Here is a 20,712-nt window from a genome sequence, read left to right on the forward strand (position 1 = left end):
GCGCCCGACGCTGCCCGGAGGCCACTTCGACGATCACCACCACCTGGCGCAGTGCGGTGTCGATGCCGGCGCCACCCAGGCGTGCGACGGCGTCGGGACCTGCCAGGGTGCCGCGGACCACGTCCTGGCAGAGCTGCCCAACCACTGCGCGTTCACTGGCCCGCCGTCGGGCCTGGTTGCTCAACTCGACGCTGATCAGGCTCTGCGCATAGGCGACGATGGCGTTGGGGTTGTAAGGCTCTGCGATGGCAAGCGTGCAGCGGTCTTTCAGGCCGGTGGCCACCGGGAGCCGATGCCAATGGCCGCCGGGGGCACCAGACCCGGCTCCTCCGGTCGTCTCAGTACTGAACAGCTGGGCGCCGTACTGGGACAGCACGACGTCGGTGCCGAGCATCGTGGCAAGCTCCCGCAGCAGTTGGGGAAGGCCACCCTCCCCGAGCAGGGCCGACGCGAGAACCTGATGACCCTTCAACAGGCTTTCGAGCCTGGAGTAGTGGTCGGCTGAGAGCGAGTCAGCGACAATCTTCCCGATGGCGATGAACGGGGTCTCGTAGGGGACGCGGAACACGGGCAGCCCCAGGGAATCTGCCTCGTCGACCAGTGCGGCGGGGACCTGCCGGTGCCCAAGCCCAGTGCCGAAGCCGATCCCCAGCGCCCCCGACTCATGGACTCGGCGCACGAAGGAGCGCTGCGCCGTCGTCGTTTTCTGCCGGAGGCCGGTGGTCAGCACCACCTCGCCGCCGCTGAGGAATGGAAGAGGATCCTCGAGCTCGGTTACCGCGACCCATTGGATGGGGATGTCCGGCACGACGGCGGCCCCCACGGTGTGGAGACCGAGGCCGGCGGCCGTAAGCAGGGTGGGAAGGGTGATGGCCATGCCTCAACTATAGGACCGTGACACTGTGCGGGTGCATGACAGGCGCCCCAGGTTGTTGTGCGCATCACCCTAGGCCGGGGAATAAGAGGAGGCGTAGGGTCAGCAATGGATTTACGCTGTGATGGATCCGCAGTGATCCGTCAGCCCATCATAGAAAAGGGATGAATACCGTGGTAACCACCCTCCAAAACTTTATCAACGGCGAGTTTGTCACACCGGCTGGCACCGAGCTGCTCGACATCGTCAACCCCACCAATGGCGAGGTCGTGGCGAAGGCGCCAGTATCGCTGAAGTCGGATGTCGACGCCGCCATGACAGCGGCCGCTCAAGCGTTCAGGACGTTCAAGCACGTCACCCCGAGCCAGCGGCAGCTCATGCTGCTGAAGCTCGCCGACGCGCTTGAGGCGGCCAGCGATGAACTGGTCGATGCGCAGCACCGCAACACCGGGCAGGTGCGCGATCTGATTGCCGCCGAGGAAGTGGCCGTGGGTGCCGACCAGCTGAGGTTCTTCGCCGGCGCCGCTCGCCTGCTGGAAGGGAAGTCCGCTGGCGAATACGTCGAGGGCCACACCTCCTATATCCGTCGCGAGCCCATTGGGGTAGTCGCCCAGGTTGCACCCTGGAACTACCCGCTGCTGATGGCCATCTGGAAGATCGGTCCTGCGCTCGCCGCCGGCAACACGGTGGTCCTCAAGCCCAGCGACACCACACCCGAGTCCACCCTGGTGTTGGCGAAGCTGACCCAGGGCATCCTTCCACCGGGGGTGTTGAACGTGGTGCTGGGCACCGGGGAAACCGGGGCCGCGATGGTCGACCATCCCGTGCCCGGGTTGGTCTCAATCACCGGATCGGTCCGTGCCGGTATCGCCGTCGCCACCGGAGCGGCGAAGTCGCTCAAGCGAGCTCACCTTGAGTTGGGAGGCAAGGCACCCGCCGTCGTCTTCGCCGACGCCGACATCAAGAAGACCGCAGCAGCGATCGCTGAGTTCTCGTTCTTCAATGCGGGCCAGGATTGCACGGCGATCACCCGGGTGCTGGTCCAGGATTCGGTCCACGATGACCTGGTGGCCGCCATGGTGGCGCACACCGAAACGCTCAAGACCGGCAACGCCGACGACTCCCAGAACTACTTCGGCCCGCTGAACAACATCAACCACTTCAATTCGGTCAATGCGGTGATGGACGCCCTTCCTGAGCACTGCAAGGTCGAGATTGGGGGCAAGCGCTCCGGGGACAAGGGCTACTTCTACGAGGCGACCATCGTCACCGGTGCCCGCCAGACCGACGACATTGTCCAGCAGGAAACCTTCGGCCCGGTCATCACCGTGCAGAAGTTCACCACCGAGGACGAGGCGGTCGAGCTGGCCAACGACGTCGAGTACGCGCTGGCGTCGAGCATCTGGACCACCGATCATGGCACCGCCATGAGGGTGTCCCGGGACCTCGACTTCGGCGCAGTCTGGATCAATACCCACATTCTTCTCACCGCCGAGATGCCGCATGGAGGCTTCAAGAGCTCCGGTTACGGCAAGGACCTCTCGATGTATGGCGTTGAGGACTACACCCGGATCAAGCACGTCATGAGCGCGCTTGATGTTTAGAAAGGCAGTTTCACTATGACCACCCAAGCGATCCAGCCGCAATTCCGGCTCGAGCAAAAGCGCAAGATCATCGCCGACTTCCCAGGCCCCAAGTCCACCGAGCTTGCCGCTCGTCGGGCGGCAGTGGTGGCCAAGGGCGTTGCCTCAAGCGTGCCGGTGTATGTTGCCGACGCCGACGGCGGCATCATTCACGACGTCGACGGTAACTCGTTCATCGACCTCGGCTCCGGCATTGCGGTGACCAGCGTTGGCGCGTCGGATCCCGCCGTCGTCGGCGCCGTCAAGGAGCAAGTGGAGCACTTCACCCACACCTGCTTCATGGTCACGCCCTACGAGGGCTACATTGCCGTGGCTGAGAAGCTGGCCGAGCTGACCCCCGGCGACTTCGAGAAGCGGACTGTGCTGTTCAACTCGGGTGCCGAGGCTGTCGAGAACGCGATCAAGGTGGCTCGCCTGGCGACCGGTCGCACCGCCGTCGCCGCCTTCGATCATGCCTACCACGGCCGCACCAACCTCACGATGGCCCTGACCGCCAAGTCACTGCCGTACAAGGGTGGGCCCTCGGGTGACTTCGGCCCGTTCGCGTCCGAGGTCTACCGGCTGCCAATGAGCTACCCCTTCCGCGAGGAAAACCCCTCGATCACCGGGGCTGAAGCGGCTCAGCGCGCCATCACAATGATGGAGAAGCAGATCGGGGCCAGTTCACTGGCCGCCATCATCATCGAACCCGTCCAGGGGGAGGGCGGTTTCATCGTCCCCGCCGAAGGATTCCTGCCAGCATTGGCCGAGTGGGCCAAGGCCAACGGAGTGGTCTTCATCGCCGATGAGGTGCAGTCCGGCTTCTGCCGCACCGGCGCCTGGTTCGCGGTCGACCACGAGGGCGTTGTGCCCGACATCATCACCATGGCCAAGGGAATCGCCGGCGGCATGCCGCTTTCGGCAATCACCGGCCGGGCCGACCTGCTCGACGCCGTTCACCCCGGCGGTCTCGGCGGCACCTTCGGTGGCAACCCGGTGGCCTGCGCTGCCGCGTTGGCCGCTATCGAGACGATGCAGGAACAGGATCTCGTTGCCCGAGCTCAGGCTATCGAGGAGCTGGCAACGTCACGGCTTCGGGGCCTGCAGGAGGATCTTGGGGCCGAGTCGATCATCGGTGAGATCCGCGGCCGGGGCGCGATGCTTGCCATCGAGTTCGTGAAGCCGGGGACCAAGACACCAAACCCGGATGCGACGAAGGCCATTGCTGCCGCGTGCCTGCAGGAGGGTGTCATCATCCTGACCTGTGGCACGTACGGCAATGTGGTCCGGTTGCTCCCGCCGCTAGTGATTGGTGATGAGCTGCTGAACGACGGGCTGGACGTCCTCGAGGCTGCTATCCGCGCCGCCAAGTAGAGCACACGCTGTTGCCGCCGGGGTCGGCGCCGTCGACCCTGGCCTGCGCCGCAGTAACCCGCTAGCGCCGCAGAAAACCGCCAGCGCGCCAATAATATATGGCGCGTTTGCCGGTTTCTGCTGCGTTTGGCGGGAACGACGGCGGGAACGACTGCTTCGGCGCGTAGGGCAAGGGCTGCGCGGCAGGGTTCGACGGTGTCAGCCTGCCACTTGCGCCTTCAGCCCGGTGATCAGGGCTTCGAGTCCGACGGTGAACGCGGCGTCGGCTGAGTCGGCCTGGGACCCGCCCCGAAGGCGGACGGCGGCCGTGAATAGAGGGTAGTCAGGCCCCAGGCTGCCTGACTCAAAAATGTCTTCGGGGGCGGCGACGTCGAACGCTGATCCGAAGATGAAGGACTCAAGGGCGACGATGGCGGGGATAATCCGATCCGCCGGCCAACCGGCGTCGAGGAATCCTTTGGTGACCGCTTCGTACATGGCAAGCGTTTCGGGTGCGCCTGTGACGGGCAGAATGGCGATGACCGAGATGAGCGGTGCATGAGCTGCGAAGACACCGCGGTAGGACCAGGCCCAAGAGCGAACCGCCTCATCCCAGGGGGCCGCGGCGAAAGCGCTGAAGTCCACCTTCGCCATCACCTCGTCTTCGACCCAGCGCAGCACTTCCTGCTTGGATTCAGCGTGGTTGTACAGGGCCGACGGTGCCACTCGCAGGCGCTGGGCTAGTGCAGACATGGTGAGGCCCTCGTAGCCCTGGCTGGCAATCAGGGCAAGTGCTGCATCAGTAATGAGGTCCCGTGACAGCAGTCCGCGCGGCGGACGGCCCGCCCGACGGCGGCTGACCGGCGCTCCCACACTTCCCATGACCGCCCCTTCACCGTCTCTTCGCTGCGGATTCATTCTACTGCCCCGCCATTGCTGTCGTTCCTGCCGGTGGGTCCAGCACCCGCCCGGATCGAGTCAACACCAATGACAAGTTTCCGTCGCCAAACACGTCATGTCTGTTGACTCAGCCGGAGGGTGCGGGGTGTGCCCTTTCCAAAACTGCCGGCTATCGCTACAGTATCCCTAATAAATGAATGGCGTTCATTTTGTGGCGTGGACCATATTGTCTGAAAGGTAACAGTGGAGAATCTAGAACGCGACGTCGTAATCATCGGGGCGGGCCCCTCGGGCCTCACCGCGGCGTGGGAGTTGAAGAGGGCAGGGCTGAGCGTCGCTGTCCTGGAGGCACGAGACCGGGTTGGCGGACGCACCTGGACCGACACCATCGACGGCGCGCTCCTGGAGATTGGGGGCCAATGGGTATCCCCAGACCAGACCGCTCTCAAAGGAATGCTCGATGAGCTGGGACTGGAAACCTACGACAGGTACCGGGAGGGGGACTCTGTCTACATCGGAGCCGACGGCGCCCGCACCCGTTACACCGGAGACATGTTCCCCGTCTCGGCCGCCACTGAAGGGGAAATGAATCGGTTGATCGAACTGCTGGACCGCCTCGCAGCAGAGGCCGGCCCGGAAACCCCGTGGAACCACCCGGAAGCCCGGGCACTGGACACGATCTCCTTCCACCACTGGCTACGGCAGCAGTCCAGCGACGAGGAAGCCTGCAACAATATTGGGCTCTTCATCGCTGGCGGAATGCTCACCAAACCCGCTCATGCCTTCTCAGCCCTGCAGGCTGTGCTGATGGCTGCGTCGGCAGGATCCTTCTCCAACCTGGTCGATGAGAACTTCATCCTCGACCAGCGGGTGGTCGGCGGCATGCAGCAGGTGTCGGAACGCCTCGCGGATCGTCTGGGGGATGACGTCGTGCTCAGCAGCCCAGTCCGGACGCTGCGCTGGCACGAAGACGGCGGCAGCAACGGCGGAGGCAGCAACAGCGGCGGCGTCACCGCGGTGTCCGACACCGTCACCGTCAAGGCGCGCTACGCAATCATGGCGGTTCCGCCGAACCTGTACTCGCGGGTGTCCTACGAGCCACCGCTGCCTCGCCGCCAGCATCAGATGCACCAGCACCAGTCCCTGGGGCTCGTCATCAAGGTCCATGCCGTCTACGCGACACCGTTCTGGCGCGCCGATGGTCTCTCCGGGACCGGGTTCAGTGCCTCCTCGATCGTGCAGGAGGTGTACGACAACACCAACCACGAGGATTCCCGCGGAACGCTGGTCGGTTTCGTCTCGGACGAAAAGGCCGACGCCGTGTTCAGGCTGTCACCCGAAGCCCGTCGGCAGATGATCCTCGAGTCCATTGCCGGTTTCCTCGGCTCCGAGGCACTCACCCCCGAGGTGTACTACGAATCGGACTGGGGCTCAGAGGAATGGACCAGGGGCGCCTACGCGACCAGCTACGACCTCGGCGGTCTGCACCGTTATGGCCCTGACCAGCTCACCCCCGTCGGGCCGATCCACTGGTCCTGCTCGGATCTGGCGGCTGAGGGCTATCAGCACGTCGAAGGTGCCGTCCGGATGGGTCAAATCACAGCCCGGAACATCCTGGGCCTCTCGGCAACCGAAGGAGCATGACCGATGGACTACATCGTCGGGTACACAGCAGATGAACGCGGACGCGACGCCGTCAGCCTCGCCGTCGCCCTGGCTCGACGCCAGGATGCGAACCTCCAATTGGTGATGGTGATGCCCGAGCATTCCCCATTCAATGCGGTCTATCCACCCGAAAAAGGGTTTGAGAGCATCCTCTCGGCCCAGTTGCAGGAATGGCTGGCTGAAGGGCTCGCCCTGATCCCCGACGACGTAACCGCCCGCGCGCACGTCATCAGCGCAGATTCGCAGGCGGGCGGGCTCATCGACGCAGCGGTTGATTCGGGCGCTTCGCTGATCATCATCGGTGCCAGCTCACGAGGCCTGCGAAAACGATTCAACGTCGGTAGCGTCGCCGGAACCCTCCTGCATGCATCGCCGGTACCCGTGGCCCTGGCACCCCAGGGCTATCGACGCCTCGATCCAATCACCCGGCTCACCTGTGCGGTGGGCACCAGGGAGGGTGCGGATGCGGTGATCGCGGTGGCCGTCGACTCGGCCACCCGACGTCGACTCCCACTCAGGCTGGTCTCGCTCGTGGCGCTTGACCCGGCAACGGGCACCGATGGGGGAGCGGACGCAGCCGCGGTGGATTCCGCGCACCAGCACGCCAACACGCGTCTGGCCGAGGCAGCGTCGTCACTCGCCGCCGGCGGGCAGGTCAGTGTGGAAGTGGCGCAGGGAGCCACCGTCGAGGAAGCGATCGGAGCGCTGGCCTGGGACGAGGGCGAGGTCCTCCTGGTCGGTTCCAGTCGTCTGGCGCAGCACAGCCGCCTGTTCCTCGGCGTTACTGCAAACAAGATCCTTCGAGCATTGACGGTGCCCATGGTTGTGGTGCCACGAAGTTACACAGCTGTTGAGGACCAGTCGCACCAGCCGGAGCGGTCTGTTACCAAGCGGTCCGATGCCGGTGAAGGCAAGGACGTTCAATCCACCGAGGTGAAGCAGTGAGCACCATACCAACGAAAGATCCCTCCACCGGACTCAGTCAGAAAGGTCTCAACTCCGGGTCGGTCGGCCTGTTGGGCGCGGTTGTGATCGGTGTATCGTGCATCGCTCCCGCGTACACGCTGACCGCGGCGCTCGGTCCCACCGTTGCAGAGGTGGGGGTGCAGTTGCCCGCCATCTTCCTGGTCGGCTTCATCCCGATGCTGCTGGTGGCCCTTGGCTACCGCGAATTGAACAATTCAATGCCCGACGCCGGCACCTCCTTTACCTGGGCCACCCGGGCTTTTGGACCGTGGATCGGCTGGATGGGTGGTTGGGGTCTGATCGCCGCGACAGTTATTGTCCTGTCGAACCTGGCAGCTGTTGCTGTCGACTTTTTCTACCTGATGCTCGCCCAGCTGACCGGAAACGACTCGTTGGCCGATCTGACCCTTAACCTGCCATTGAACATCGTCACCACCCTGGTGTTCATCGCGTTGGCTTGCTGGGTTTCCTACCGCGGTATGGAAACCACCAAAGCCGTGCAGTACGTGCTGGTCGGCTTCCAGCTGTTGGTCCTGGGCTGGTTCGCCATCGCGGCCTTTGCCCATGTCGCCAATGGGACAGCTTTCGACGCGACGGCCATCAGCCCCGACTGGTTCAACCCGTTTGCGGTGGAATCCTTCTCGGCTTTCGCCGCTGGTGTGTCCCTCTCGATCTTCGTTTATTGGGGCTGGGACGTCACCCTGACCATGAATGAGGAAACCAAAGACCCCGAACGTACTCCCGGCCGGGCAGCAACCCTCACCGTCCTGGTCATTGTGGTGATCTACCTGACGGTTGCGTTGGCGACCCTCACCTATGCAGGTGTGGGTGACGGCGAACTCGGCGCCGGAAATGTTGACAACCAGGGAAGCATTTTTGCGGTCCTCGCAGGCCCCGTGATGGGCCCGTTCGCCATCCTGATGTCCCTGACAGTTCTCAGCAGTTCCGCCGCTTCCCTGCAGTCGACCTTCGTGTCGCCTGCCCGCACCCTGCTGTCGATGGGTCACTACCGCGCACTGCCGGCCAGCTACGGCAAGATCAGCCCCACCTACAAGTCGCCCAGCTACGCCACTATCGCCGCCGCGGTCGCAGCTGCCGGGTTTTACGTAGTCACCAGGGTGGTATCCGAGAACGCCCTGTATGACACCATCACGGCGCTCGGCATGATGATCTGCTTCTACTACGGGATCACGGCGATGGCCTGCGTCTGGTATTTCAGGGCTGTCGCGTTCAGCAGCGCCCGCAACTTCGGGCTGAAGTTCCTCGCGCCGCTGCTCGGCGGCGTCATCCTGCTGGTCATGTTCGTGAAGACAGCCACCGACTCGATGGACCCGGGCTACGGTTCCGGCTCGTCCATCGGAGGGGTGGGGCTGGTGTTCATCCTCGGGACCGGGGTCATCCTCCTCGGGGCTGTGCTGATGTTCATCATGTACCGGGTCAACCCTGGCTTCTTCCGCGGTGAAACACTGAAGCAGGGGAGTGCTTCAGCCAACGTGATGCAGTAACCCTCCGTGCCGTGTGACGGCGGGCACTTCGGCGCCCGCCGTCCACGATAAGGTTGCCTGAGCAGATCTGCGGCGGTAACCCCGGGCGCCGGTCAGAATCCGATCCGGAAGGCACGCCGTATGCGTTATGTAGTTGGCTTTACAAACAATGATCGTGGCCGTGACGCGCTGGCGTTGGCCACCTCGCTGGCTCGGACGCAGGGAGCCAGCATCGATCTGGTAACCGTTCTCGACCGCCCTCAGGACGGCAGCGTAGGCGCCGGCACCAACCGGGCCCTTGCCGCTTTGCATGAGGCGATCGAGGGGATTCCAGGGGGCGTCGAAGTAGTGCCGCACGTCAAACTTGCCGACTCTTTCGCGGAGGGACTCCTTGAGGTCGCCCATGACCTCGATGCGGGGCTGATCGTCATTGGAGCCGCCGGCAACGGCCTGCTCCGTCGATTCACCGTCGGCAGCGTAGCGAACGCGGTCCTGCACTCGTCGCCAGTGCCTGTCGGGTTGGCTCCGCGCGGGTACCGGCACCGCGACCGGATGACCAGACTCACCTGCGCCGTCGGTACCCGTGCGGGTGCCGAGGCTGTCCTGGATGTAGCGGTCGACTCCGCCGCGCGCCGCGGGATGCCGCTGCGCCTGATCTCGTTGGTGGCGCTGGACGTCAACGAGCAGTCGGACACCGGTGAAGCAATTAATCTTGCACACCGGCACGCCAACTCAGTGCTGGCTCGGGCGGGGGAGCAGCTTCCCGAAGGCCACGAAACCACCATCACGGTTGCCCACGGGCGTACCATCGAGCAGGCAATCGACGACATCGAGTGGGATCCAGGCGAGATCGTCTTCGTCGGATCGAGCCGGCTCGCGAAGCGCAGCCAACTGTTCCTGGGATCGACAGCCAACAAGATGCTACGGGCGTTGCCTGTGCCAATGATCGTTGTGCCGCGGGACTGGAACCTTCCGGCAGCCTAGGAGTTCCTGGCCTTAACCGGGCTAGACCGCGGCGGTCTCCTCGACCGGCGTGGCATCACGGGAGCGGCGCGGTCGGGAGTTCTTTCGCACGGTGTGCAGCATGTCGACGGTCAGCATCGACAGGGCAATCCAGACCAGCCCGAACCCGATCCAACGCTCCAACGGCATCTCTTCCTGGAAAACGAAGAGCGCCAACAGGAACTGCAGCACTGGCGCGAGGTATTGGAGAAGCCCAATCGTGGTCAGCGGCAGCCTCCGGGCTGCGGCGCCGAAGAAGAGCAGCGGGACCGCGGTGATGATGCCCGCCGCGGCCATGATCCAGAAGTGTGCGGGGCCCTCGGTGAGCACTGTCGCGGATCCCGACACCGTCAGCCAGATCATCACGGCACCCGCGATCGGGGTGAGAACCGCGGTTTCGATACTCAGGCTGGACAGTGCTCCAACCTTGGAACCCACCCGCTTCTTGACGAACCCGTAGAACCCAAAGGAAAAGGCTAGGGTCAGAGCAATCCACGGCACGTTGCCGTAGCCGATGGCCAGCACCACCACCGCGATGATGCCAACGCCGACCGCCGCCCACTGCAGCCTGCGGAGCTTCTCCCGCAGCACGACGACGCCGAGCAACACGGACACGATCGGGTTGATGAAGTAGCCGAGGGCCGCCTCAATCGCGTGGCCGTTGGTGACCCCGTAGGTATACACAAACCAGTTCACAGCGATCAACAGCGCTGCGATCGCCAGAGTGCCGAGGATTCGTGGGTTCGACGCGGCGGACCACATCGTCCGCCAGGACCTCATCACGGTCAGCAGCAGCGCGCAGAACACCAGGGACCAGAGCACACGGTTCGCGACAATCTCGATTGCCGTCGCAGGCAGCAGGATCATGAAGTACAGCGGGAGGAGACCCCAAAGACCGTAGGCGCCGATGCCGTAAAGGATGCCCGTCGAGTTTTCGCTTCGGGGCTGGCGCGGGCTGGTGATATCGGTGGGGGTCACGTGGGCTCAAACGCCGCTGTCTCAGATTTTATTCCCCGCTCCTACACTTCCAGCCGGATTCCTCTCCGCGCGGCACCGGTCGACGGAGACGGGCATCACAGGTTTAGACTGCGTCAGCCGGTGCATTTAGAATAGGAAACTGTGCGCTAAGTGTACGTTTCGGTTGATCACTAGGGAAGAAGGCCAATCAGTGTCCACCTCAGCTGCGGGGCGTCCGCTGCGGGTAGCGATCATCGGTGCCGGTCCGGCAGGGGTCTACGCTGCCGACATTCTGACGAAGTCCCAGGAGGTTCAGGGCGGTGACTTCGCGGTCAGCATTGACCTCTTTGATCAGCACCCCGCCCCCTATGGCCTGATTCGCTATGGCGTAGCGCCGGATCACCCGCGCATCAAGGGCATCGTGAACGCGCTGCACAAGGTGCTGGACCGGGGCGACATTCGGTTCCTGGGAAACATCAATTACGGGCGGGACCTCACGCTGTCCGACTTCCGCAAGTTCTACGACGCAGTCATTTTCTCCACGGGCGCGATCAAGGACGCGGAACTGGACATCCCCGGAGTGGACCTTGACGGGTCCTTCGGCGGCGCCGAGTTCGTCTCCTGGTACGACGGTCATCCCGATGTGCCCCGCGACTGGCCACTGAACGCCACGGAGATAGCGGTGATCGGCAACGGCAACGTTGCCCTCGACGTTGCACGGGTGCTCTCCAAACACGCCGACGACCTGCTGACCACCGAGATCCCCGACAACGTGTACGCGGGGTTGAAAGCCTCACCCGTCACCGACGTGCACGTGTTCGGCCGCCGTGGTCCAGCCCAGGTGAAGTTCACGCCGCTGGAGCTGCGCGAACTGTCCCATTCCCGAGACGTGGACATTGTGCTCTACCCGGAGGACTTCGACTTCGACGCCGCCTCCGAACAGCAGATCGCCAGCAACAACCAGACCAAGACGATGGTGAAGACCCTCACCAATTGGCTGGTCGACGACGAACCAACAGGTGCCTCCCGACGGCTGCACCTGCATTTCCTGCACTCGCCTGTCGAGATCACCGATTCACCGGAAACCCCCGGCAAGGTCGCCAACATGAGGTTCGAACGCACCGAGCTCACCGGCGAAGGCACAGTTCGCGGCACCGGCGAGTTCATCGACTACCCCGTGCAGGCGGTCTACCGTGCGATTGGCTACTTCGGGTCCGAGCTTCCTGAAGTTGGATTCGATAGTCGGCGCGGTGTCATTCCCAACGAAGGCGGCCGGGTCATCGACCAGGCGGGCAACCCGGTTCCCGGCATCTACGCCACTGGCTGGATCAAGCGCGGACCGGTGGGCCTGATCGGCCACACCAAGGGCGACGCGTTGGAGACGATCGGGTTCCTTCTCGAGGACCGCCTGAACCTCCCACCGGCCCAGGACCCATCGGAGCAGGCCATCATCGACCTCCTCACCGAGCGGGGGATTCGCTACACCACCTGGGACGGCTGGCTCAAGCTCGACGCCCATGAACTGAAGTTGGGCGCCAACTTTGTGCACGACGGCGGCGCCAATGCGGAGCTCGTCAGGGAACGTGTCAAGGTGGTCCCCCGGGACGAGATGATAGCCATTTCTCGGGACGAGTAGGTCCGCAGAAGAGCTGCGCCGCGGCCGGGATCGGACGACGGCGACGGGTCCCTGGCTGTGTTCAATTGGCTCCGCCCAGCCTGGCTCCGCCCAGCCTGGCTCCGCCCAGCCTGGCTTCGCCCAACCTCGCTCCGCCCAACCTTGTTGTGTCGCGCCTAGACTGTGGCAATGACACGCCAGATCCTCTGCTTCGCCTTCGCCCTGACCGGGGTGGTACTCACCGTCGGTTGCAGCGGCCCGTCCCCTCAGCCCGACAGCGGTGACCAGCCCTTCGCTACCTACAGTCAGTCGGGTGCGAGCGGCGACGGTGCGGGAATCGCTGGTCGCCTGATTCTGGAAGACGGCTGTGTCTACTTGATCAGCCCGGAATTCTCGGAGCGATGGGTTCCCGTGTTTCGCGCCGAAGCCAATCCTGAGTGGCGTGATGGCACTCTGGTCTTCGATGGCGAGGAGTACGCGGCGGACGAGACCGTCGGCCTCGGCGGAAGCGGTTGGGAGGGCAGCGAGGACCCGCTGACCATTCCTGAATCCTGTGATGACTCACCGCGGTGGACCACCTGGACGGTCGGGCCCGGGGACGCCCTCTAACGTCCCGGCGGTCACCTCCCCGGGGCATTTCGCCACGCCGAAATGCGCCGCCAAACCCTGTGTCAAAATCCTGTTCCGGAAACTCCTCGACAACACCCGCGACAGACGGGCGCCGACGGCACTAGACTGATGCCACCCCACCGGCGGGGAGACCAGAAGCGGGGTGTCGATGACGCAGCAGCAACTGCCGATTCCGGGGGGACTCACGTCGAGATCCCTTCAGCAGTGCGCCCACCGTGCTCACGAGCGGCTCGGCAGCGCACCGCCCTCGGGCGTGCGCACACTGGTGGGCGAATCCTGGCTGCGTTCCCTGAAACACTTTCCCGATCCGGACGCCGCTCAGGCGCCCCTGTTTTACAGCGATGAAGAGCTTGATGCGTACCGTAGAGGCCACCCCCTGGCGGCGGTACTGCCGATTATCCGGAAGCTGCTGGTGCAACCCAGCGCTGACAGCGGATTGCTGGTGGCGGTCGGCGACGCAAATGGTCGGCTGCTCTGGGTCGAGGGCGATCGGGACCTGCGCCGGCGTGCTGAGGGAATGATGTTCGTCGCGGGGTCGGACTGGTCGGAGGCTGCCGTAGGCACAAGCGCCCCCGGCACGGCGCTGGCCCTCGGGAGGAGCGTCCAGATTGCTGGGGCGGAGCATTTCAGTCCCCAGGCTCACCACTGGAGTTGCACAGCGGTCCCCGTCCATGATCCGGATTCGGGGATGGTGCTCGGCGTTGTGGACATTACCGGCACCGACGACGCTGTGGCAGTACACACGCTGTCTTTGGTCGAAGCGACTGTCGCTGCCGCTGAGGCGCATCTGAGCCTGCACCGGCTGCAGGATCAGCAACCAGCGCGAAAACTCCCCGCAACAAAAACGAATGCTGTCGACCGGGAGGGCCTGCAGATACTGGGACAGGACCGCGGGGTTGTCCACCTGGGACGTAAATCGGTGGAACTCAGTGCACGGCATGCGGAACTCATCACCCTGCTCGCCCTGCATCCGGCTGGCCTCAGCGCCGAACAGCTCGCCGTAATGGCCTACCCGGAGCATGTGTCAGTCACCACTGTGCGCGCTGAGATGCTGCGGCTGCGGCGCGCCCTCTCCTCCCACCTACCGTCGCTGGTTCCGCGCTCCCGGCCGTACCGGCTACCCCGAGAGTTGCCCGTCGATGCATCGCAGGTGCTGGATTACCTGCAACGCGGCGCCCACCGGATGGCACTCAACCTGTACCGAGGGCCAGTCCTGCCAAGGTCCGAGGCGCCGTTTATCGTCAGGCTCCGTACCGAGGTCAGTTCCCTGCTCCGCGAAGCCGTCCTGACCGATGGCGCCGTCGACGCCGTCCTGCAGTATCTTCAGCTGCCCGAGGCCGCCGACGACGCCGAGGCGTGGACTGCCGCCCTGAAAGTGCTTCCGCCGCGGTCGCCGCGGNACGTTGAACGGCTCGAGGCGGAACTCAGTCTTTCCTGACTGACGGACCGACCGGTCTGCGGGCCGGGTGCAGGGGCCTGGTGCAACCTTCGTGCAACTTATGCGTACCTACACTTCGAAGACACGACGACGACGTCCTGTTTTCGAACCCAAGGAGTTAAACAATGACTGTTTACGCCCAGCCCGGCCAAGATGGATCCAAGATAACGTTCAAGCCGCGTTACGAAAATTGGATTGGCGGTGAATGGGTTGCCCCCATCAAGGGGCAGTACTTCGAAAATATCTCTCCAGTCAACGGCAAAGCCTTCTGCGAGGTAGCGCGGGGCACCGCCGAAGACATCGAGCTGGCCCTCGACGCCGCCCACAAGGCTGCCCCCGGGTGGGGCAAGACGTCAGTGGCGGAGCGTGCAGCGATCCTCAACCGGGTAGCGGACCGGATCGAGGAGAACCTGGAAATGCTGGCGGTCGCCGAAACCTGGGACAACGGCAAGCCCATCCGGGAGGTGCTCGCCGCTGACCTCCCGCTCGCAGCGGATCACTTCCGCTACTTTGCCAGCGCTGTCCGCGCACAGGAGGGGCGCCTGTCCCAGCTGGACGACAACATGACCGCCTACCATTACCACGAGCCACTCGGCGTGGTAGGTCAGATCATCCCCTGGAACTTCCCGATCCTGATGGCCACCTGGAAACTTGCCCCCGCGCTGGCCGCAGGAAACGCCGTCGTCCTCAAGCCAGCCGAGCAGACGCCGACGTCGATCCTGGTGCTGATGGAGCTGCTCAGCGATATCCTGCCCCCGGGAGTGCTCAACGTGGTGAACGGTTTCGGTGTGGAGGCTGGCAAGCCACTTGCGTCGTCGAAGCGGATCCGGAAGATCGCGTTTACCGGTGAAACGACCACCGGCCGGTTGATCAGCCAGTACGCGAGTCAGAACCTCATCCCGGTCACCCTGGAACTCGGCGGGAAGAGCCCCAACATCTTCTTCGGCGATGTTGCCGACAAGAAGGACGCGTTCTATGACAAGGCCCTTGAAGGGTTCGCACTCTTCGCGTTCAACCAGGGCGAAGTATGCACCTGTCCTTCCCGGGCGCTGATCCAGGACTCGATGTATGACTCCTTTATGGCCGACGCCCTCGCGAGGACCGAGAAAATGGTGCAGGGCAACCCGCTGGACACGAACACCCAGGTCGGCGCCCAGGCATCCAATGACCAGCTGGAAAAGATCCTCTCCTACTTCGATATCGGCAGGCAGGAAGGGGCGAAAATCCTCACCGGTGGTGAACGGATCACCCTCGACGGCGACCTCTCGGAAGGCTTCTATGTAAAGCCGACCATTTTCGAGGGCACCAACTCCATGCGGGTGTTCCAGGAAGAGATCTTTGGACCCGTTGTGTCGGTCACCCGCTTCAGCGACTACACCGAAGCAATGCAGATCGCCAACGACACCCTCTACGGGCTCGGCGCTGGTGTCTGGTCCCGCAACGGGAATGTCGCCTACCGTGCCGGCCGCGAGATCCAGGCCGGACGGGTCTGGGTGAACAACTACCACGCCTACCCTGCCGGGGCTGCGTTCGGTGGCTACAAGTCCTCGGGCATCGGCCGTGAAAACCACACGATGATGCTTGACCACTACCAGCAGACCAAGAACCTGTTGGTCAGCTACAGCGAAGACAAGCTGGGCTTCTTTTAAGGAGCGGCGATTCCTGAAGGAGCGATGATGACAGTCGAAGCCACCGTAGAGCTGCCCGGGGAAGATTTCTCGCGGGTAGCGCTCACGGAGTCAGCGGTGGAACTGCTGAGGAAGCTGTGGGATCTTCACGGACCCCTGATGTTTCACCAATCGGGTGGCTGCTGTGATGGGTCCTCGCCAATGTGTTACCCGGCGGATGACTTTATTACGGCGGAAGCCGATGTGCTGCTCGGAGTCCTCAACGTCGGTGAGGGGGCCGAAGCCGCCCAGCTGATCGAGTTCTGGATGTCCCGTGAACAGTTCGAGTACTGGCGGCATACGCACCTCACGGTCGATGTGGTTCCAGGGCGGGGGAGCGGGTTCTCCGTCGAAGCTCCGGAAGGAGTCCGGTTCCTGATCCGGTCCCGGCTGATGTCCTGACCAGCTGTCCGGCCCATCTTCACGTGGGCCGGACAGCTTCAGCAGGCCCATCACGGGTGAACGTGATGAGTTGCACACCGAATCTGGTTGCACAGAATGCAAAATTGCACTTAGTGTAACAATGTGAATGATCCAACCGTAGCGATGAGTGCCGTCCTCGCGGGTGCGCCCGGCCGGCGCGAGCAGAACAAGCTCGACACCCGAAGGGCCATCGCCGTATCCGCGCTCGAGTTTGCCCGCACCCACGGGCTGGGCAACTTCACCGTGGATCAGGTAGCCGCCGAAGCAGGCGTGTCACGCCGCACCTTCTTCAACTACTTCCACAGCGCCGAAGAGGCGCTCACCACGTCCACTGATGCCTTTCTCGAACTGGCTGCCGCCGAATTCATGGCCAGGCCAGCGGACGAGCCCCTCTTTGACGCCATGATCGCGGCGCTCGCGGCCATTGCCAAGACCGAGAATCTCAGCGTCTGCGGGGAACTCTTCCGGATGGCCGAGGAAAGTCCCGAACTGATGCGCAGTCAACTGCATGCCTGGGAGCGAGCCGAAACCCGGATCCGCCAGGCGGTCAACGAACGACTGGGCGGCAACCTCGATCCCCTCTACCTGCTCGCGCTCGTTGGCGCTGTGCTCTCCTGCGTCAAGGCCGCAATGCAGGTATGGGCCGCCACAGCCAATGCACCACTCGCCGATTCAGCGAGTGAACTGGAAGACCAGATTGTCGGCGCCCTCTCGATGTTGCGCGACGGATTCAGTAACCCTAGCTAAGCCGGCCGCAACCGCCAGGCCGATCAACGCCGACCGGTCCGCCCACCCTTATTGCTTTCCAACAACCGAACGAACCGAGGAACACTTCATGGCACACCTGCTGTACCGCTTAGGCAAGTTTGCATCACGACAGCGCTGGTGGATTGTTTCCGCGTGGCTTGCCATTCTGTTGGCCGTGGGAGGTTCAGCGGCCGCGTTCTCGGGCACGTTGAGCAACAACTTCACCATTCCCGGCACTGAGTCACAGCGTGTCCTGGATGAGCTGAGGGACACCATGCCTGAGGCCATTGGCGGTATGGGAACCATTGTGTTCACGACCCCCGATGCTGCAATGACCGACGAACAGCAGACCGCTGTCGAGGACGCGCTCGCTGACCTTGAACAGGTTGAGGGCGTCGAATCAGTCATTAATCCCTTCGACATCTCCCGGCAGCTCGAGGACGGCCAGGCCGGCATCGACGAGGGCCGCGCTGAGATCGAGCAGGGCACCACCGAGCTCGAAGCCGGTGCCGCGCAGGCAGAAGCCGGTCAGGCCGAGCTGGATGCCCAGCGCGCCGAGTTTGAACAGAGCCGGGATCTGCTCCCACCCGAGCAGGCGGCGGCAATCGAGGCTCAGCTGGCGGAAGGCCAGGCCCAGCTCGACGCGTCGCTTGCCGAGATTGAAGGAGGCCGGGGTCAGCTTGAGGAGGGCCTCGCGGAGCTCGACCTCGCCGAGCGAACCCTCGAGGCGTCCTCCGGAATCAAGTTCGTGTCCGACGACGGCGCCGCAGCGGTAGCCAGCGTCCAGTTTGATTCCCAGATTGACGCCGTCACCCCGGAAACCCGCGAAGCGGTCCAGGTTGCAGCCGACGCTGCCACCGAAGCGGGCGTTGAGGTCAATTACAGCAAGGAAATCGTCCAGGACATTTCCGAAATCTTTGGGATCGCAGAGATCGTCGGCCTGCTGGTCGCTGTCATCGTGCTGATCGTCATGCTCGGCACCCTGGTTGCTGCCGGGTTGCCGCTGCTGATGGCCATCGTCGGCGTCGGGGTCGGAGTGGGTGTGACCTTTGCACTGACCGGCGTCATCTCGATGAGCTCCATTACCCCCGTGCTCGCCTTGATGCTCGGTCTCGCTGTCGGCATCGATTACTCCCTGTTCATCGTGAACCGGCACCGGACCCAGCTGCTTCGCGGCATGGACCTGCAGGAGTCGATTGGCCGGGCCACCGGTACCGCTGGCAACGCCGTCCTGTTTGCGGGCATCACCGTGATCATTGCCCTCGCGGCCCTAGCCGTACCGGGGCTGCCGTTCCTGACCCTCCTCGGGATGTCAGCCGCCGGTACGGTCGCTGTCGCGGTCCTCGTGGCGCTCACCCTGACCCCGGCGTTGCTCGGGTTCATGGGCCGGAAAGTGATCTCCCGCCGCCGGTGGGCCAAAGCGGAGGCTGAATCCGACCTTAACTCCTCCCACGAGCAGTTGCAGCTCGAGGCTGACAAGCTGTCTGCCAGCGGTCGTGGCTGGGGAGGCTTTGCCACCCGCAAACCGATCCTCACCCTCATCGCGGGCGTTGCGGCCCTTGCAGTCATCGCACTCCCAGCCCTTGAACTTCGGGTGGGCCTGCCCGACGGCGGCTCGGAGCCAGTGGACTCGACGGCGTTCCAGGCGTACGAGCTGGCGGGGGAGTACTTCGGCGAGGGGACCAACGGTCCGCTGCTGGTGGTGGCTAATCTTCCCGCCACCGACTCTGACGCTCAGCTAAGCGAGCTACAGCTCGAGGTCGCCGACCGCCTTGCCGCAGTGGACAACACGGCCGCTGCCGTTCCGGCGGGNGGGCGTCAGCGACGACGGGCGGACCGGCATTTTCCAGGTGATCCCCACCGAGGGGCCCGCCAGCGAGAGCACCGAAGAACTGGTCCGGGAGCTCCGCGACTCAGCGCCGGGCATTGAATCGGACACCGGCGTACTGATCTCGGTGACCGGTCAGACGGCAGCCAACATCGACGTTTCAGAGAAGCTGATGGAAGCAATGCCCCTCTACCTGGGGATCGTCGTCGGGCTGTCGCTGGTGCTGCTGCTCCTCGTGTTCAGATCGATCCTGGTTCCCCTGATCGCCACGGCAGGTTTCCTGCTGTCCCTGCTGGCCAGCTTCGGTGCCACCGTAGCGATCTACCAGTGGGGCTGGTTCGGTGACATTTTCGGGGTGACCAACCCAGGACCAATCCTCAGCTTCCTACCCATCATCCTGATCGGCGTCCTGTTCGGGCTGGCAATGGATTACCAGATGTTCCTGGTCTCGGGGATGCGTGAGGCCTGGGTCCACGGAGGCAGTGCCAAGAGCGCCGTCCGGGTGGGCTTCAGCCACGGTGCACGGGTGGTGACCGCTGCAGCCATCATTATGGTCGCGGTCTTCGCCGGATTCGTGTTCTCCCACCTGACCATGGTCCGGCCAATCGGGTTTGGTCTGGCCTTCGGGGTGCTGATTGACGCCTTTGTGGTCAGGATGACCCTGGTGCCTGCCGCTATGTACCTGCTGGGAAGGCACGCCTGGTGGCTGCCGAAGTGGCTGAATCGTATCCTGCCGGACGTAGATGTCGAGGGCGCCCGACTAGCCCAGTCAGTACCGACCTCGGAAACTGACGCCTCGGATGATGTCGATCAGGTAACAGTCAAGGGGTAAGGTGTCGCCGCTGGGTGCGCTGGTCTTGCCTGAGAGGTAAGCCGACGTACTATTCAAGACATGGCCAGACCACCCAACCCAGAGCGCAAGACGGAACTGCTTGACCAGATCCTGGACTACTTGCTGGATAAGACCTTTGCAGGACTCAGCTTTCGTACTTTGGCAGATGGCCTTGGTATCAGCAGTTACGTGCTGGTCTACCATTTTGGCAATCGCGAGGAGCTGGTCAACCAGATCGTCACCCACATTGAGCGTCGCGACGAAACGGTGAGGCTACCTGACCCGTCGGAGCTCAGCCGAGAGGAGTTTCGCGAGTGGTCAATAGCGTCCTGGAAGTGGACTCAGATCGAACGCAACCGGCAGCTGCAACGGTTGGAGTTCGAAGCATCCCTGCACGACGCTGTGAGCCCCACGCCGAGGGAGAGCGCGGTAGCGAAGTTCGACTACTGGCATGGCTTCATCCGCGACTGGCTGTTGAACCAGGGTGTGCCGGCGGACCGGGCTGATGCCGTCGCGCGGGTCCACATTTCGGGCATCTATGGATTGCAGTATGACTTCGTCGTCAACCGGGACCGGCCGGCTGCTGAGGCTGCGCTGCTGCTCTTGATGGACTACTTTTTCGATGGGTTGGACCGGGCACTTGACCAGCAACAGTAGTCCAGTCAACAATTTCTGACCTGAAGCAGCGCACCAACCGAAAAAGGCGGGC

Annotated in this window: 16 protein-coding genes and 1 pseudogene; 14 read left to right on the plus strand and 3 right to left on the minus strand. The window is 63.7% G+C overall.

From position 1 onward, the window contains the following. The coding region (locus tag K728_RS0102305; RefSeq protein ID WP_024475724.1) for a PucR family transcriptional regulator ligand-binding domain-containing protein at nucleotides 1-877 on the minus strand (877 nt) is incomplete at its 3' end. 161 nt (nucleotides 878-1,038) lie between these two features. Between K728_RS0102305 and K728_RS0102310 the strand changes: the two genes are divergently transcribed. Continuing rightward, nucleotides 1,039-2,478: a gamma-aminobutyraldehyde dehydrogenase gene (locus K728_RS0102310; RefSeq protein ID WP_019481793.1), complete on the plus strand. Its 1,440-nt coding sequence runs from the start codon at nucleotides 1,039-1,041 to the stop codon at nucleotides 2,476-2,478. A 15-nt stretch (nucleotides 2,479-2,493) separates the two neighbouring features. Then, entirely contained in the window at nucleotides 2,494-3,870 is a 1,377-nt protein-coding gene (gene gabT / locus K728_RS0102315) for a 4-aminobutyrate--2-oxoglutarate transaminase (RefSeq protein WP_019481792.1), read from the plus strand. A 198-nt stretch (nucleotides 3,871-4,068) separates the two neighbouring features. Here the strand turns inward: gabT and K728_RS0102320 are convergent, their stop codons facing one another. Further along, a complete protein-coding gene (locus K728_RS0102320; protein WP_019481791.1) occupies nucleotides 4,069-4,731 on the minus strand; it encodes a TetR/AcrR family transcriptional regulator C-terminal domain-containing protein in 663 nt (220 codons plus the stop codon). 261 nt (nucleotides 4,732-4,992) lie between these two features. Here K728_RS0102320 and K728_RS0102325 point away from each other — a divergent pair, with 261 nt between their 5' ends. The 4 genes from K728_RS0102325 (at nucleotide 4,993) to K728_RS0102340 (ending at nucleotide 9,848) form a co-directional block, all read left to right on the plus strand. Beyond that, nucleotides 4,993-6,393: a flavin monoamine oxidase family protein gene (locus K728_RS0102325; protein WP_019481790.1), complete on the plus strand. Its 1,401-nt coding sequence runs from the start codon at nucleotides 4,993-4,995 to the stop codon at nucleotides 6,391-6,393. A gap of 3 nt (nucleotides 6,394-6,396) precedes the next feature. Further along, nucleotides 6,397-7,359, plus strand: a complete 963-nt coding sequence (locus tag K728_RS0102330) for a universal stress protein (RefSeq protein WP_019481789.1) — start codon at nucleotides 6,397-6,399, stop codon at nucleotides 7,357-7,359. After that, nucleotides 7,356-8,885 carry an APC family permease gene (locus tag K728_RS0102335; RefSeq protein ID WP_019481788.1) on the plus strand — a complete coding sequence of 510 codons (1,530 nt, stop codon included), beginning with the start codon at nucleotides 7,356-7,358 and terminating at the stop codon, nucleotides 8,883-8,885. Before K728_RS0102330 ends, K728_RS0102335 begins: the two co-directional genes overlap by 4 nt. A 120-nt stretch (nucleotides 8,886-9,005) precedes the next feature. Continuing rightward, a complete protein-coding gene (locus tag K728_RS0102340; protein ID WP_019481787.1) occupies nucleotides 9,006-9,848 on the plus strand; it encodes a universal stress protein in 843 nt (280 codons plus the stop codon). A gap of 21 nt (nucleotides 9,849-9,869) precedes the next feature. Here K728_RS0102340 and rarD read toward each other — a convergent pair whose 3' ends face one another. After that, complete coding sequence (gene rarD / locus K728_RS0102345; RefSeq protein ID WP_019481786.1) at nucleotides 9,870-10,844, minus strand: EamA family transporter RarD; 975 nt, start codon at nucleotides 10,842-10,844, stop codon at nucleotides 9,870-9,872. Nucleotides 10,845-11,034: 190 nt separating this feature from the next. On the opposite strand from rarD, the gene K728_RS0102350 reads away from it, so the two are divergent. From K728_RS0102350 to K728_RS0102385, 8 genes and pseudogenes are all read left to right on the plus strand, one after another. Beyond that, nucleotides 11,035-12,459, plus strand: a complete 1,425-nt coding sequence (locus K728_RS0102350) for an FAD-dependent oxidoreductase (RefSeq protein WP_024475726.1) — start codon at nucleotides 11,035-11,037, stop codon at nucleotides 12,457-12,459. 168 nt (nucleotides 12,460-12,627) lie between these two features. After that, a complete protein-coding gene (locus K728_RS0102355; RefSeq protein ID WP_024475727.1) occupies nucleotides 12,628-13,047 on the plus strand; it encodes a hypothetical protein in 420 nt (139 codons plus the stop codon). Between the two features lie 169 nt (nucleotides 13,048-13,216). Continuing rightward, nucleotides 13,217-14,506 (plus strand): GAF domain-containing protein, encoded by a 1,290-nt coding sequence (locus K728_RS0102360; protein ID WP_024475728.1) that lies wholly within the window; start codon nucleotides 13,217-13,219, stop codon nucleotides 14,504-14,506. 125 nt (nucleotides 14,507-14,631) lie between these two features. Further along, on the plus strand, nucleotides 14,632-16,155 hold the full coding sequence (gene exaC, locus K728_RS0102365; protein WP_024475729.1) for an acetaldehyde dehydrogenase ExaC: 1,524 nt from the start codon (nucleotides 14,632-14,634) through the stop codon (nucleotides 16,153-16,155). A 24-nt stretch (nucleotides 16,156-16,179) separates the two neighbouring features. Next, nucleotides 16,180-16,575 carry a DUF779 domain-containing protein gene (locus K728_RS0102370; protein WP_019481781.1) on the plus strand — a complete coding sequence of 132 codons (396 nt, stop codon included), beginning with the start codon at nucleotides 16,180-16,182 and terminating at the stop codon, nucleotides 16,573-16,575. A 123-nt stretch (nucleotides 16,576-16,698) separates the two neighbouring features. Next, nucleotides 16,699-17,343 (plus strand): TetR/AcrR family transcriptional regulator, encoded by a 645-nt coding sequence (locus K728_RS0102375; RefSeq protein ID WP_156911138.1) that lies wholly within the window; start codon nucleotides 16,699-16,701, stop codon nucleotides 17,341-17,343. A gap of 88 nt (nucleotides 17,344-17,431) precedes the next feature. Further along, a pseudogene (locus tag K728_RS18200) lies at nucleotides 17,432-20,003 on the plus strand (MMPL family transporter). Between the two features lie 60 nt (nucleotides 20,004-20,063). Beyond that, nucleotides 20,064-20,660, plus strand: coding sequence for a TetR/AcrR family transcriptional regulator (locus K728_RS0102385; protein ID WP_019481778.1), 597 nt, complete (start codon nucleotides 20,064-20,066; stop codon nucleotides 20,658-20,660). Nucleotides 20,661-20,712: the final 52 nt, after the last annotated feature.

It is taken from the genome of Arthrobacter sp. CAL618 (genome assembly GCF_000468215.1).
Taxonomy (GTDB): domain Bacteria; phylum Actinomycetota; class Actinomycetes; order Actinomycetales; family Micrococcaceae; genus Arthrobacter_D.